The sequence below is a fragment of the Rathayibacter tanaceti genome, from assembly GCF_001634385.1.
Classification (GTDB): Bacteria; Actinomycetota; Actinomycetes; order Actinomycetales; family Microbacteriaceae; genus Rathayibacter; species Rathayibacter tanaceti.
The window spans coordinates 1-13336 of record NZ_LIIN01000010.1 but is presented as its reverse complement, the minus strand read 5'-3'; the positions used below and the strand labels follow the sequence as shown (position 1 = coordinate 13336).

The following is a 13336-nucleotide window of genomic DNA, read 5'->3' as shown; positions in this document are numbered from 1 at the left end:
GATGCGGACCGGACTGATCGGGCGATTCCGCGAGCTGGGTGAGCGGACGGCGGTGATCGAAGGAGCGGAGCGCTACAGCTACGCCGACCTCGCCGACGCCGTCGAGCGGACCCTCGCCGACCTCGAACGCGCGGGGCTCGAGCCGGGTGCCGCCGTCGTGCTGCACGCTGACTTCGGGATCGCCGGCATCGCGGGCTTCCTCGCCCTCTTCCTCAATCGCAACATCGTGGTGCCGGTCGTGAGCCTGACGGAGGCACTGCTCGCCGCTCTCGCGCGCAGCACCAGCCCCACCGCCGTCGTCGAGGTGGTCGGCGGCGTCGTCGTGCGGCCGCTCCAGCACGAGGAGGAGGTGCCCGCGCTCTACTCCACGCTGCGCGAGCGCACAGCGGCCGGTCTGGTGCTGCTCAGCAGCGGCAGCACCGGCACTCCGAAGGCCGTGGTGCACGACCTCGACCTCCTGATGGCCGAGAAGCTCGACGGCACCAGGCTGCCGCGGGGACGGCAGCACGTGATGGTGATGTTCCTCCTCTTCGACCACATCGGGGGCGTCAACTCTCTCCTGTCGGCTCTGCGGATCGGAGCCGCGGCCGTGATCGCCCGGGAGCGCACTCCGGAGGCGATCGGCGCCCTCGTGCAGGAGCACCGGATCGACCTGCTCCCGACGAGCCCGTCGTTCCTTAATCTCTTGGTGCTCGGCGGGCACCACACCCGGTTCGACCTGAGCAGCATCGCGGCGGTCACCTACGGAACCGAGGTCATGTCGGCGCCGCTGCTCGCCCGCGTGCGGGTCGCCCTCCCGCGGGCTCGGCTGCTCCAGACCTTCGGGACCAGCGAGACCGGCATCGCGGCGACGACCAGCGACTCCTCCAGCAGTACCTTCTTCCGGCTGGAGGGTGGGAGCGTCGAGCACCGCATCGTCGACGGGGAGCTCCAGCTGCGCAGCCGCACGCAGTTCCTCGGCTACCTCGGCCACGGCGGCGAGGATCCCGTCACCGACGACGGCTGGTTCCGCACGGGCGACCTCGTGGTCGAGGGGGCGGACGGGTCGCTCCAGATCGCGGGGCGCAGCAGCGACGTGATCAACGTCGGCGGCGAGAAGCTGCATCCGCTCGAGCTGGAGACGGTCCTGCTCGGCAGCCCGGCGATCCGAGACTGCGCCGTCTACGGGATGCCGAACTCGATCACGGGGCAGATGGTGTGCGCCGATGTGGTGTTCGACGGCGAGCACACCCCTGCCCAGGCGCGCCGGCATGTGGCCGAGTACCTCGCCGGCAGGGTCGAGCGCTACAAGATGCCCGCGCGGGTGCGGCCGGTGGCCGAGCTGGCGATGACCGCGCGGTTCAAGAGGATCCGAGGGGGATCATGACCGAGCTCACGCTGATCGGAGCAGGGCGGTTCGCGCTCGAGATGGCCCGGCTCGCCGAGACCGCGGGCGGATTCGAGCGGATCCGCTTCACGGCGCTGCCCGGAGAGGATGCGGTCGCGCCCCCGGAGCTGACGGTGGCGCTCGCCGATGCCGACCTCCCCGCGGGGACGCCGGTGCTCCTCGCCAGCTCGGACGTCGACGAGCGGCGCCGGCTGATCGACACGGTGCTGATCCCTCGGGAGCTGCACGCGGTCAGCGTCGTGCACCCGAGTTCGGCGCCCACCGCCGCGCTGGGTGGCGCGCGCGGAGTCGCGATCGGGCCGGGCTGCTACTTCGGGGTGAACACCCGCATCGGCGACTTCACCGTCTTCAACTACCACAGCACGGTCGGGCACCACAGCACGGTCGGCTCGAACACCGTCGTGGCCCCGAACTTCCACACCGGCAACAGCGTGACGATCGGCGACGACGTCGCGTTCGGCGTGAGCTGCACCGTGCATCCCGGAGTCACGATCGGCTCCGGCGGACGCTTCCAGATCGGCACCGCGATCGTGGAGAACACCAAGGAGCGGCACACCTATCTGCCGCAGATGCGAATCATGGCTCTACCGAGGCACGAGGGAGTTGCAGAGAATGACTGAATCCACTGTCGCGATCATCGGTGCGGGACCGGGTGGTGCCGTCGCGGCACTCACTCTCACCGCGCTGGGGCATAAGGCGGTCGTCTACGAGAAGGCCCCGATGCCGCGCTACCGGGTGGGGGAGTCCCTGCTCCCCGGCACTCTCTCGGTGCTGCAGCGTCTCGGACTGAAGGAGCGGATCGACGCGGCCGGCTTCGTCACGAAGCCGTCCGCCACGTTCCTCTGGGGGCAGGGGGAGGTGCCCTGGACCTTCTCCTTCTCGGCCCCGCAGGTCCAGCCCTGGGTCTACGACCATGCGCTCCAGGTGCTGCGGGAGGACTTCGACAGCCTCGTCGTCGACGAGGCTCGGGCACGTGGAGTCACGGTCAACGTGGGCACGGCGGTGACCGACGTCGACCTCGGCTCGCCCGACTCGGTCACGGTGCACTACCGGGACGCGGACGGGCCGGCCAGCGCCGAGTACGACTTCGTCATCGACGCGGGAGGAGTCGGCAGTCCGCTCGCGCGCAAGCTGGGCGTGCGCCGCTACGACGAGTACTTCAAGAACTTCGCTGTCTGGAACTACTACCGGATGGCGGATCCGTTCGAGAACGACCTCAAAGGGACCACTTACACGATCTCGTTCGAGGACGGCTGGGTGTGGATGATCCCGCTGAAGGGCGACCTCTACAGCGTCGGCCTGGTCGTCGACCGGTCCAAGAACGAGGAGGTGCGCGAGCTCGGGCCGGACGAGTTCTTCCGCCGTCACATCCGCAAGGCCGATCGGGCGATGGCGCTGCTCGGCGATTCCGAGATCGTCGGCGAGACGCGCATCGTGCACGACTGGTCCTACGACAGCGAGACGTTCTCGGCCGGGCGCTACTTCCTCAGCGGCGACGCGGCCGCCTTCACCGATCCGATGTTCTCGCAGGGCATCCACCTCGCGGTGCAGTCCGCGGTCTCGGCGGCCTCGGCGATCGACCGCATCAGCGGGAACCCGCCCGAGAGAGACGCCGTGCACGCCTGGTACAACCGCAGCTACCGCGATGTGTACGAGCAGTACCACGAGTTCCTGTCGTCGTTCTACACCTTCGCCTCCTACACGGAGCCCGACTCCGTCTTCTGGCGTCAGCGCCGCGTGGAGGAGTCGGACGACGAGCGCTTCGACCGGATGCGGTGGTTCGAGCGCATCACGGGCGAGGCCCGAGCGGCGTCGCGCCCTGTCGCGGACTTCCGCGACCGCGCGGCAGCCATGATCGAGATCGGCCGCCACCAGCGCGGGCACCTCTCGGACGAGTTCGCGGACGACGAGTTGAACCCGGCGCGGGTGCGGTGGGTGTCGCAGCTGACCCGGCAGCTGCACCGCATCGCCGCATTCGAGTGGACGGGAGAGCAGGTCGCCCTGAAGGAGCACTACGCGATCGATCCGCTGACGTTCGAGCTGCGCCCCGTCCTCGTGCTCGCCGATGAGACGGGGCGCGACATGGTGAAGTGGCCGATCTCTCCCGAGCAACTGCCCCTCTTCGAGCGGGTCGCGAGCGAGGGGATCGGCTATCGGGAACTGCTCGCAGACCTGAACTCCGCGGGGATGAACGAGATCAGCTCGCAGGTGATCATCCGCCTGATGGAGGCCGGTCTGCTGCGCGGGCGCGACCGGCACGGCGAGCGCGTGGTGGTGCAGGACCGGCTGCGGTTCGGAGGCGTCGGAGTCGAGTACGACGTGTGAGGTGGAGGGCCGTCGCGTCGTGCTCGGCGGCGAGACGGTCCTCCGCGGCCGCACCCCGCACGCACGGAACTCCCGGCGAGGACGTCTGCACGTCCTCGCCGGGAGTTCTGTGGGTAGCGCTGAGACCTACGCGGCGACCTGGTTCGCGTGGATCCAGAAGCCCGCGTTCTGCGCCAGCTGGTTGTTGTAACCACCGGACTGAGCGACCGCGCCGTCGATGACGATGGATCCGCCCGGGTTCGTGAAGCGCCAGCCCGCGCTGCGCGAGGTCGCGGGGAGCTGCGTCCAGCGCTGCGGCGTGTCGGTTGCGCCGAGGTTGGTCCGCAGGGTGGCGAGGTCATTGAGGGTCCAGTTGACGCCGGACTGGAAGGTGGCGCCGGCGGCGAGCGACAGCGTCCCGGTGAAGTAGAAGCGGCGGTAGGTGAGACCGTCGCGGACGTAGTCGCCGCCGTTCGAGATGGCCCAGCCCTGCTCCGAGGAGGGGTTCGCGGCCAGGATGGCGACGGGGAGGTCGATCTGGATGCGCACCGTGCCGGTCCAGGCGCAGTTCGTGGGGTTGCGGTAGGCCACGTTGCTCTTCATCCGCGATCCGGGGAGGACCACGCCGATGCCCAGACGCGCACCGGAGGCGTTCGACTGGAGCTCGCCGAGCCAGCCGTCGGACGAGTCGCGGATGTAGCCGGCGGACACGACTTCGGCGCGACCGACGCAGGGCGTGGTCGAGGCGGCCGCCAGCGGAGCGGCGGTGGCGCCGGCGATCACGGGGATCGACCAGGCGGCGCTCTTCACGATGGTGCGGCGGTTCAGACGGCCGTTGCCGGTCGTGGGGGTCTCGTCGGCGCCGGTGGCCGGGGTGTCGGAGTGCTGGGTCATGGAGTGGTTGTCCTTCGTCTCGGAACTGAGGTCTTGCACAGGAGCTTGGATGCTGCTGGGCACTCGGGCCTATCGCTTCCCGCGCACTGCATCGGAAACCAGGTGTTCGCGTGGCGCGTTCGGCCCCGGCCCTCGGCAACGGCGCCGTGGGCTGGCACAGTGGCGATATCAGCGGCAGGAGGGGGTTCGTGGTGGCGTCATCGGAGGATCAGGACGACGGTCCTGCCGCGGGATCCGGAGCGGGCGTCCGCGGGGTCGAGGCAGTCCGGTGGTTCTCGGAGCGGGGGTTCGCGTTCGACGGGTCGGATCCCCGGCTCGTCTGCGACGAGGCCGGCTCCCCGGGGTTCCGGTTCGCCCGGATCTGGCACACGGCGGGAGTCCTGCGGAGGAACGCTCCGCAACGCCGGGCGACGGTCCTCCTCCAGCTCGAAGGAGCCTTCGAGCTCACGTTCGGACCGGGCGGCCGGACGACGACGGTGCGTGCGGGAGATGTGGCCTTCGTGCCCAGCGGCTGCGCCTTCGCCCTCGAGCAGTGCGAGCCCTCGGCGCGCATGGAGATCGAGTGCGACGCACTCGCGCTCCCCAGTTCGACGTTCGAGGTTCTCGCGGACGGTGCGGTACTGCCGATCGGGAACGCCACCATGCGTCCGTGCTGATCGCCTGCATCAATTCCGCTCTCAACTCAGGGATCTGCTGCACCGACACCGGTTTCGCCGAGTTCCGGCTGGCGATCACGGGATTCACTGCGGCGGCGCTCACGGCCGCGAGCATCGAGCACCGGCCGCCGCGCACCAGCCGGGAGTCGGAGCACTTCACCCGGGCGATCATGGTGATCGGCGAGAAGGTCGCGGACCCCGACTTCACGGTCGCGGTCCTCGCTCGCGAGCTCCAGCTCTCGGAGCCGTACCTCCGCAGGATCTTCGCGACCCACGGGACGACGGCGCGCGATGAGATCCGCCTGCGCCGGGCCGCCCTCGCCCGCATGTACCGCGCGGACGGACTCGGCGGGACCCCGTACTCCGCCGACGAGGCGGCCCGGTACTCGGGCTTCCACGACGCAGAGACGATGCGGGTGACGCTGCGCCGTGACCGGCGCACGCGGAACGCGTCGACGGAGGACGGCTGACGCGACTCCGGCCGGGCCGTTCCCCGGCGTCCTTCCCCGGCGTCCCAGAGGCTCCGGACGGCCTTCCCTCAGGGAGCACCGGCATGATCGCCTGATACCCGACGGAAGGTTCACTGTGAGCATGTTCAAGCGCGTCCTCGGCATGGCGTCGAAAGCCCTCGATTCGAAGAGCGGTTCGGGGAGCTCCTCGAGCGGGACGACCGACTGGCGCGAGCTGGTCCGCACGGCCGCCGACAAGGTGACGGGCGACTCGCGTACCGCGCCGCCGCAGCCGGCCCGGCCGGCCACCACCGCCCGGCCGCAGGACGCCCGACCCGGGCAGCCCGTGGTGAGCCAGGAGGACCGAGCGGCGATCGCCCGCTACGACTACCTCCTCCGCACGGCCGACCCCGAGCAGCTGGAGCAGGTGCACCGCGAGGCGTTCTCGAAGCTGACTCCCGCGCAGCGCGCGCAGGTCGAGGCACGACTGCGCGACGAACTGCCCGCGAGCGAACAGCCGCGCTCCTCGGCTCCGGAGGATCTCGCGCGCGCGGCGACACGCGGCGAGGCGAACGCCCCGGGATTCCTCAAGACGATGTTCTCGAAGCCGGGGACGCGCGGAGCCGTCGCGGGTGCGGGCGTCGGAGCGGCGGCCGGCATCGGACTCGGAGCGGCCGGCGGGCTGCTCGCGGCGGTGGCGGGCGGCGCCGTGATCAGCAGCGTCGCCGGCCCGCTGTTGGCGCAGGCCTCGGGTCTCGGAGTCGACTTCGAGAATCTCGCGGGCGGATTCGGCGACCTGGGCGCGTTCGGCGACATCACGGGTAGCGCGGGCGAGTTCGTCTCGGGCGCAGGCGAACAGGTCTCGGGGCTGGGCGAGCAGGTCTCCGAGCTCGGCTCCGACTTCCCGCTGCCCGGTCTCGGCGACCTCGGGAACTTCTTCGACCGCTAGGGCCGGCCCCGACCTCGGCCTGCCGGACCTTCGCCCCGCTACAGTCCGGCCCGCTGGACCTGAGTCCGCGTCCTGCTGCGGCGGAGCGACGAGACAGCGGCGAGGGCGATCCCCGCGAGTAGCAGGGCCGCTCCGACTCCCGCGACCACCGTCGTGGACCAGTCGGGGCGGTCGACGGCGGTGGTCCCGTCGAGGAGCTTCCACTCGCAGGCTCCGCCGAGCGGCCACCACGACCAGAATCCGCGGACCAGCTCGCCCGCCTCGGGCGGTACCCCGCCGAGGCTGACCCGGCAGGCGTCGTCGAGCCCCTGGGCGCTCAGGGCCCAGTACTGCAGCGGGACGAGAGCAAGCGCGACGACACCGGCGAGGCCGAGGACGGCGACGGCGATCAGGACGAGGCGGCGGGTGGAGTGTCGGGCGGTCTCGCCGGGCGCAGACGTGTCAGTCATCGTCCGATCGTGCCACGGCCCACCGGAGCGGGGGCTGCCAGCGTGCACGACGACCGGGAGCGGGTCGTGCGCAGCAACGGCACAGACCCGGGCCGTCTCTCTTGTCGTCGCCCCCTCGTTCTCGTCGGCTCGGAACGTCGTGGGAACCTGGGACGGAGGCATGGGTGGGCTGTGCTCTGGCATGCTCTCCGTTCGACGATCGCGCGCGTCGCAGAGGTCACCGGGGCAGCGCTGCCGAAGGTCGTACCGGTGATACAGCTGCGCGGGCGGACGTGCTGTGCCACGCCGCATCGTTCTCGAAGGAGAAAATCATAGAAACTGACGCGAAGGAGAATGGTATGACGTATTGGAACTCGCGACCCTCGATGCTGTGGATCGTTAGTGGGCTTGTGGCGGCAGCTTATTACGTTCATCTTCTCTTGTCCGGTGTCACGGAGGTGTGGGAGGGTGCGTCGGTGATCGTCATCGGTCTTGCCGCTGTCGTCGCCCTCCTCGTCTCCTTCGTCACGTCGAAGCCTTCCACTGAGACGGGTGAGACGGACTCGCGCCTCTCCGGTGGGTCCGATCGCTGAGCGCGGCGTGCAGTGCTGCAACGAGGTCGCACGACAGGTGTTGAAAGCACAGTTCGTGCGACGACGAGCGACGGTCGTGGCTCCTGGCGAAGCGTGAGGAGGAAGGCCGGGAGGTCGTGGCCGCCCCGTCCGCCGAGGAGCTCGCGAACGTCGAGGAGATTCTGCGCGCGCTCGTGACTGGTCTCGGGGTGAACTGGAACGAGGTCGAGACGGTGCGGCGAGCGAAGACCGAGCCTGCCGGAGGCGCTCGTGCGTCGTACCCTCGTCGCATGGGGTTTCTGTTCTCGCTGCTGATCGTCATGCTGATGGTGCTGGCGCTGGTGGACGTCGTGCGGCAGCCGGACAGCGTGGTCCGCAACCTGCCGAAGATCGTGTGGGTGCTGCTGATCGTGTTCATCCCGATCATCGGCGTCTCGCTGTGGTTCCTGCTCGGGCACGAGTGGAAGCGCGGAGACGGCGGTTCATTCGTGCCGGGCGGCAGGGCGCCGCGTCGTCGCTCGCAGAGTCCGTCGACGATCATCGTCCGGCCCGCGCCCATGACCACGGAGGAGCAGCTCGCCGAGCTGGAGCGCGAGGAGGCGCACTACGCGAGGCTCGCCGAGGAGCAGCGCCGACGCCGCGAAGGGGACCGGCCGAGCACCTAGCCCGTCCCGTGCTCACGATCGGTGTCGACCTCGCTGCGGAACCGGTGCGCACCGCGCTCGCCGGCGTCGACTGGGCCGCGGGTGGAGCGGTCGTCCGCTTGCTCGTCCTCGGCGCCGAGGACGAGGCGATCGTCGACGCGTCGCTCGAGGCGGAGGCGATCGGCATCGACTGCGCCTTCGGCTGGCCCCTCGAGTTCGCAGCCTTCATCGCGGCGCACACCCGCCGCGAGGTCGCGCCGCGGACCCTGGCGGGCCGCGACTGGCGCAGGCGCCTGGCCTATCGCGAGACCGACCGCGTCGCCCGCGAGATCACCGGGCGCTGGCCGCTCAGCGTCTCCACCGACCGCCTCGGCATGACGGCGATGCGCTGCGCGGAACTCCTCGACGCGTTCGCGGCGCGCGGCGAGGTGGTCGACCGCTCCGGCGGCGGCCGTCTCGTCGAGGCCTACCCTGCGGCGGCCCTGCGGTTGTGGGGAGTGGAGACCACGGGCTACAAGACGCGGCCGGAGGCAGTGGTGCTCGCCGTCGATGCGCTTCGGCGCGCGGCCCCGTGGCTGGAGGTGCCGCCCTCGGCCCTCGCGCTGATGCGCCGCTCCGACGACGCCTTCGACGCGGTCGTCGCCGCTCTCAACGCGCGGGCCCACGCCCTCGGTGCGACACTGCCGGTGCCTCCGGAGCTGCGCGCGGCGGCCGAGGCGGAGGGGTGGATCGCGGTGCCGACCGGGCCGCTCGCCGAGCTCGCAGGACCCTCGGGACTCAGGCCGAGATCCTGACCCCGAGCAGGACTGCGGCGGATTCGGCGGCCCGCTCGGCCTCCTCGACCGTCGAGAAGGGGCCGGTGGGGACGGGAAGGGCACCGGTCGCGATCACCGGGTCGATCTCGAGTCGGAACCGGGGCAGTTCTGCTCCGGGGACGACGACGATCCGGATCCCGTTCCGGCTCCATCGCGCGGGTTGGATCGTGGGAATCTGTCTCATGGTGCTCTCCGCTGTCGCGTTCGTCGTCACGGGTGGCTGTCGCCTCGACCGTGCACGCCTCACGCTACGACCGGTGCCCGCCTTCCCGAACGGGCTTGACCTCCCAGCCCCGTCAGGCGTAGCGGTCACTGCAGCCGGTCGAGCGTGTCGCTGATGGTGCGCAGGCACTCGATCAGCACCGACACCTGCGCGGAGTCGAGATCGGCGAGCACCTCGCCCTCGGCGGCGACCAGGTTCCGCATCGCCTCGTCCACCCGCTTGGTGCCGCGGGGAGTGAGCGAGACGATCTTGCTGCGCGAGTCGGCGGCGTTCTGCTCGCGGACGACGAGACCGCGCGCCGCGAGGCGCTCCACGCGGCTGGCGAGGTTCCCGCTCGAGAGCGCGAGCTCGATCGACAGAGCCGACGGGGTCATCCCACCGCGACCGCGCTGACGCAGCAGAGACAGCAGCTCGAACTCCCACGGCGTGAGGTCGCTCGCCGCGAAGGACTGGCGGCGCACGTCCTGCACTCGGGGGCTCAGGCGGCGCAGGCGCGAGACGACGTCGAGGGGGGCGAAGTCCAGATCGGGCAGCGCGTGGGCCCAGGCGTCGATCACCAGATCGACATCGTCGTCTTCTCGCATTCCCCCGATTATCCTCGCGGCGGGATCGCGGCGGTGACGGCCCGCTCGCGGAGCCCGATCGGGCCTAGCCTGAGGAGATGGCGGAACGGACAGTGCGGACGACGCGCCTGCTCCTGCGCCCGCTGCTCCCGACGGACGAGGTGGCGGTGATGAGCTATCGCGGGGATCCGCGCGCGGGGCGTTTCCTCCGTCATCCCCCTCTGCGGCCGGGCGAGTACGAGAGTTGGCGGGCGGAGCGATCGGCGGAGTGGGCGTTCGAGCATCCGGGTGACCGCCGGTTCTGGGGTGTCGTCGTCACCGCGACCCAGCGGCTCGTCGGGGATGCGGTCCTGGTCCGCTCCGAGGACGGCGCGGCGGCGGAGCTGGGGATGTTCCTGCACCCGGACACGGCGGGACTGGGCTACGCGGTCGAGGCGGGTGTCGCTCTGATTGAGACGGCCTTCCGAGACCTGGGGATGTCGCGCGTGCTCGCGCGGGCCGATCCCCGCAACATCGCGTCGATCCGCGGGCTGCAGAGGCTCGGTCTGCGCCTCGTCCAGCAGGACGCCGAGGTCGTGCTCGCCTGCCTCGACGCGGAGGAGTGGGCATCGGCGGCGAGGCCGTCCCCGCCGGTTCGCGGCGCAGCTCAGCCGCGTGCGGCGCGGACGTAGGCGACGATCGCGTTCGCGTGGCCGTAGCCGAGGCCGTGCTCGGTCGTCAGCCAGGTGACGACCTTCTTGTGCGGCTCGTCGCGTAGACGCTCGTCCGCCAGGTCGAGCCACTCCTGCACGGGGCGGCCGTAGGTCTTCTCGATGCTGGCGAAGTAGGAGGCGGGGCCCTTCGGCTTCGAGCCGTCGGCAGGCGGTTCGGGGGCGAGCACGCGGTCGGTCATGGGGTCACCATAGCCAGTGCGCGGAGCCGAGTGTCGAGGGGATCGGCACGGCTGATCCCCTCGACACCGCGGTCGACGGCCGGCGCGGATGCCCGCTCGTGCGGATCCGGGTGGGAGGGGCACAGACCCGGCCTGCGCGGTGTCGAGCGCGGTTCGCCGGCCGAGCTCGCATGCGTCGACGCTGTGACCGGGTGCTCTGCGGATCCGACCCGCGCGACAGCTCGGACGATCCTGTGAGCCGCACACATGCTTCACGGCGGATCCCCATCAATGGGGGAGGTGGATCAGTACGATCCATCCGGTAGACGAAAGAGTCTCACCGTTTCTCCCCGCGATCGGGTGCCAGCTCTACCCGCCTTCGACACGTCAGTCCGGCCTGCACCCGCAGCAGCCGTCACTGCGTCGAGGAGATCCTGTGCTGGCTGCGATCCGACCCCGACGACGCAGACCACCCGCGGATACCCGACCTCCCCGCGGATACCCGGCCGTCGCCGGGCACTGCACTCACCCACCCCCGACACACAGAGCGGGCCGCTCCTGCGGTCCGACGGAATCGACTTCACTTGACTGCTCTCTACACTCGCGTGATCGCCCTCGCGTTGGCGACCGTGACGCTCGGATCACCACTGATCGATCGTGACCAGAATCAGCCGCACGTGGCGCATGCGGCTGCTCACCTGGACCACCGGGAGGCGGCGGGCACCATCCGCAACGCCTCCGCGGTCTCCGACGCGCCGACGACTGTCGCCACCGTCGACGCGCTGAGAACCGCCCTGCGCAACAATGCGCACCACATCGTCATCACGGCGACACTCGATGGCGGCCCCGTACCGATCACCGTCGACGTTCGCAACCCGTCGAACAGCAACACGATCATCGAGGGATCCGCTCCGTCGATCGAGCTGATCAACATCCAGATCCGCGTCATCGACGGCACCGTCACCGGAGCGGTGCACGACATCACGATTCGAAACCTCACCATCCACGGCCGGATATCGGATCTCGAGGCGCTGACGGGAGCGGACACGAGGCCGCACGGTGCGGGCACGAACTACGAGGCGATCTCGGTGCGCGGAGCGCGCGACGTCACCATCGACGCCATCACTGCCTACGACACCACGGACGACCTCATGTCGGTCACCAAGGGTGCGGACCGGGTCACCATCTCGAACAGCAACCTGTACTACACGAAGGCCTTCAAGGACATCTCGCCTTCGGTGAAATGGGACTGGGGATTCGGGTTCCAACCACTGGCGGACGAACGGCTCGGCATCCTCGTCGGCGCGCAGGCCGCAGACAGCTACCTGAAGACCGGCCTCCTGCACGTCACCCTCTCTCACAATCACATCGGGTCGCTCGTGCGCGGGCGACCGCTGCTCCGCGGCTATGTCCAGGTCTTGGACAACACGTTCGACAACACCGCCGCTGACTCGAATCAATACGCGGCGATCGAGGTCGGCAGCGGCGGATACGTCGTCGTCGGAGGCAACGTCTTCGATCATTCCCACAACCCGATCGTCGTGCACCTCGATGCGGCGAGCGACCCCTATCAGTTGTACGAAGGCGATAACCGGTTCGTCGGTACCACCGGCGTCATCGAGCGGGGTCAGGCGATGCCGTCCGGTTCCGGCGCGAACAAGAGCTGAGTGGTCGGCCCGCCCCGGACGCGTCTGCGTCTGTGGCGGGCCGCTCCTCGGCTGCTCCCGGGGCGGCCGACGACGACCGCGTGGACACCGCCAGCGGGCACGCGGCCGCCGGCCTGATATCACGACGCGTAGGCCGTCGGATCGAAGCGACGCAGCTCGTCGCGGAAGGCGAAGGCGAAATCCGGCCAGAGCAGGGCGAGACGGCGGTCGGAGGCGAGATACCAGCTGTCGCAGCCGCCGTTGGTCCACACCGTGTCGGCACTCAGGGCGTCGATCCGGGCGATGGAGGCGGCCTCGGCCTCGGCCGTCACCTCGAGGAGTTCGACGCCGGTGCTCGCGCAGTGGTCGAGCGCGGTGAGGACGTACTCGATCTGCGTCTCGATCATGTGCACGGCGGAGTTGTGTCCGAGGCTCGCGTTGGGGCCGTTGATGACGAAGAGGTTCGGGAAGCCGTGCACGACGGTGGACTCGTAGGCGGCCATGCCCTCGGCCCAGCGGTCGGCGAGGAGCTGGCCCCTCCGTCCGCGGATCCTCCGCGCGAACGGCGGCCGGGCCGCGTGGAAGCCCGTCGCAAAGATCAGGACGTCGACCTCGTGCGCCTCTCCGTCGTCACCGATCGCCGCGGCCCCTTCGACGCGCCGCAGCGCACCGGGGACGACGTGCACGTGGGCCCGGCTGAGGGCCGGGTAGTAGTCGTCCGACAGCAGCACCCGCTTGCAGCCGATCTCGTAGTCCGGAGTGAGAACGGCGCGCAGCTCGGGATCAGCGATGTGCGCGGCGAGATGGCCGAGCGCCTCGGCTCGCAGTCCCTCGATGGCGTCGGGCACGCCGACGCGGCCGGCGAAACCGAGCTCGGCCCGCCAGAACAGGTCTTCGCGCAGGCGCGTCAGCGCGCCCCGGCGCGCGCGCCAGGG

16 protein-coding genes are annotated in these 13336 nt (G+C 70.3%); 10 read left to right on the top strand and 6 right to left on the bottom strand.

Going from position 1 to position 13336, the window contains the following annotated elements; translation table 11 throughout:
• The first annotated feature begins 1 nt into the window (after position 1).
• The 3 genes from ACH61_RS02500 to cmlS are packed head-to-tail and all read left to right on the top strand — an operon-like array spanning position 2 to position 3712.
• On the top strand, positions 2-1366 hold the full coding sequence (locus ACH61_RS02500; protein WP_068208186.1) for an ANL family adenylate-forming protein: 1365 nt from the start codon (positions 2-4) through the stop codon (positions 1364-1366).
• Positions 1363-2007, top strand: a complete 645-nt coding sequence (locus ACH61_RS02495; RefSeq protein WP_068208184.1) for an LbetaH domain-containing protein — start codon at positions 1363-1365, stop codon at positions 2005-2007. Before ACH61_RS02500 ends, ACH61_RS02495 begins: the two co-directional genes overlap by 4 nt.
• Positions 2000-3712: a chloramphenicol-biosynthetic FADH2-dependent halogenase CmlS gene (cmlS, locus tag ACH61_RS02490; protein WP_068208181.1), complete on the top strand. Its 1713-nt coding sequence runs from the start codon at positions 2000-2002 to the stop codon at positions 3710-3712. Before ACH61_RS02495 ends, cmlS begins: the two co-directional genes overlap by 8 nt.
• A 126-nt stretch (positions 3713-3838) precedes the next feature.
• On the opposite strand, the gene ACH61_RS02485 is transcribed toward cmlS, so the two are convergent.
• Positions 3839-4585 (bottom strand): hypothetical protein, encoded by a 747-nt coding sequence (locus tag ACH61_RS02485; protein WP_068208178.1) that lies wholly within the window; start codon positions 4583-4585, stop codon positions 3839-3841.
• 110 nt (positions 4586-4695) lie between these two features.
• On the opposite strand from ACH61_RS02485, the gene ACH61_RS02480 reads away from it, so the two are divergent.
• The 3 genes from ACH61_RS02480 to ACH61_RS02470 all read left to right on the top strand — a co-directional run bounded on the left by ACH61_RS02480 (position 4696) and on the right by ACH61_RS02470 (position 6639).
• Complete coding sequence (locus ACH61_RS02480; protein ID WP_153038779.1) at positions 4696-5241, top strand: cupin domain-containing protein; 546 nt, start codon at positions 4696-4698, stop codon at positions 5239-5241.
• Positions 5235-5711 carry a helix-turn-helix domain-containing protein gene (locus ACH61_RS02475; protein ID WP_068208173.1) on the top strand — a complete coding sequence of 159 codons (477 nt, stop codon included), beginning with the start codon at positions 5235-5237 and terminating at the stop codon, positions 5709-5711. Before ACH61_RS02480 ends, ACH61_RS02475 begins: the two co-directional genes overlap by 7 nt.
• A 121-nt stretch (positions 5712-5832) precedes the next feature.
• Entirely contained in the window at positions 5833-6639 is an 807-nt protein-coding gene (locus ACH61_RS02470; RefSeq protein WP_236713511.1) for a hypothetical protein, read from the top strand.
• Positions 6640-6677: 38 nt separating this feature from the next.
• Here the strand turns inward: ACH61_RS02470 and ACH61_RS02465 are convergent, their stop codons facing one another.
• A complete protein-coding gene (locus ACH61_RS02465; RefSeq protein WP_068208167.1) occupies positions 6678-7088 on the bottom strand; it encodes a hypothetical protein in 411 nt (136 codons plus the stop codon).
• Between the two features lie 688 nt (positions 7089-7776).
• Between ACH61_RS02465 and ACH61_RS02455 the strand changes: the two genes are divergently transcribed.
• A complete protein-coding gene (locus ACH61_RS02455) occupies positions 7777-8304 on the top strand; it encodes a PLDc N-terminal domain-containing protein (protein WP_082844953.1) in 528 nt (175 codons plus the stop codon).
• 8 nt (positions 8305-8312) lie between these two features.
• Positions 8313-9077, top strand: coding sequence for a DUF429 domain-containing protein (locus ACH61_RS02450; RefSeq protein WP_068208162.1), 765 nt, complete (start codon positions 8313-8315; stop codon positions 9075-9077).
• Here the strand turns inward: ACH61_RS02450 and ACH61_RS02445 are convergent.
• Together ACH61_RS02445 and ACH61_RS02440 are read right to left on the bottom strand one after the other, a co-directional pair.
• The gene (locus tag ACH61_RS02445) at positions 9061-9282 is read right to left on the bottom strand and encodes a hypothetical protein (protein ID WP_132504880.1); all 222 of its coding nucleotides are present in this window, start codon (positions 9280-9282) and stop codon (positions 9061-9063) included. The genes ACH61_RS02450 and ACH61_RS02445 overlap by 17 nt on opposite strands.
• A gap of 125 nt (positions 9283-9407) precedes the next feature.
• On the bottom strand, positions 9408-9905 hold the full coding sequence (locus ACH61_RS02440; protein ID WP_068208157.1) for a MarR family winged helix-turn-helix transcriptional regulator: 498 nt from the start codon (positions 9903-9905) through the stop codon (positions 9408-9410).
• A gap of 77 nt (positions 9906-9982) precedes the next feature.
• Here ACH61_RS02440 and ACH61_RS02435 point away from each other — a divergent pair, with 77 nt between their 5' ends.
• Entirely contained in the window at positions 9983-10555 is a 573-nt protein-coding gene (locus tag ACH61_RS02435) for a GNAT family N-acetyltransferase (protein ID WP_082844952.1), read from the top strand.
• On the opposite strand, the gene ACH61_RS02430 is transcribed toward ACH61_RS02435, so the two are convergent.
• Entirely contained in the window at positions 10531-10776 is a 246-nt protein-coding gene (locus ACH61_RS02430; RefSeq protein WP_068208151.1) for a DUF4287 domain-containing protein, read from the bottom strand. The genes ACH61_RS02435 and ACH61_RS02430 overlap by 25 nt on opposite strands.
• Before the next feature lie 563 nt (positions 10777-11339).
• On the opposite strand from ACH61_RS02430, the gene ACH61_RS02425 reads away from it, so the two are divergent.
• Positions 11340-12422 carry a polysaccharide lyase domain-containing protein gene (locus ACH61_RS02425; RefSeq protein ID WP_132504878.1) on the top strand — a complete coding sequence of 361 codons (1083 nt, stop codon included), beginning with the start codon at positions 11340-11342 and terminating at the stop codon, positions 12420-12422.
• A 119-nt stretch (positions 12423-12541) separates the two neighbouring features.
• Here ACH61_RS02425 and ACH61_RS17215 read toward each other — a convergent pair.
• Positions 12542-13336, bottom strand: a 795-nt coding sequence (locus ACH61_RS17215; RefSeq protein ID WP_461786693.1) for an NAD(P)/FAD-dependent oxidoreductase, incomplete at its 5' end; no start/stop codon positions are given.

Bases quoted from the DNA above. Each gene is read 5' to 3' on its own strand.
- ACH61_RS02500 (WP_068208186.1), top strand. From the start codon at position 2: ATGCGGACCGGACTGATCGGGCGATTCCGCGAGCTGGGTGAGCGGACG.
- ACH61_RS02445 (WP_132504880.1), bottom strand. From the start codon at position 9,282: ATGAGACAGATTCCCACGATCCAACCCGCGCGATGGAGCCGGAACGGG.
- ACH61_RS02495 (WP_068208184.1), top strand. From the start codon at position 1,363: ATGACCGAGCTCACGCTGATCGGAGCAGGGCGGTTCGCGCTCGAGATG.
- ACH61_RS02440 (WP_068208157.1), bottom strand. From the start codon at position 9,905: ATGCGAGAAGACGACGATGTCGATCTGGTGATCGACGCCTGGGCCCAC.
- ACH61_RS02435 (WP_082844952.1), top strand. From the start codon at position 9,983: ATGGCGGAACGGACAGTGCGGACGACGCGCCTGCTCCTGCGCCCGCTG.
- cmlS (WP_068208181.1), top strand. From the start codon at position 2,000: ATGACTGAATCCACTGTCGCGATCATCGGTGCGGGACCGGGTGGTGCC.
- ACH61_RS02485 (WP_068208178.1), bottom strand. From the start codon at position 4,585: ATGACCCAGCACTCCGACACCCCGGCCACCGGCGCCGACGAGACCCCC.
- ACH61_RS02465 (WP_068208167.1), bottom strand. From the start codon at position 7,088: ATGACTGACACGTCTGCGCCCGGCGAGACCGCCCGACACTCCACCCGC.
- ACH61_RS02430 (WP_068208151.1), bottom strand. From the start codon at position 10,776: ATGACCGACCGCGTGCTCGCCCCCGAACCGCCTGCCGACGGCTCGAAG.
- ACH61_RS02470 (WP_236713511.1), top strand. From the start codon at position 5,833: ATGTTCAAGCGCGTCCTCGGCATGGCGTCGAAAGCCCTCGATTCGAAG.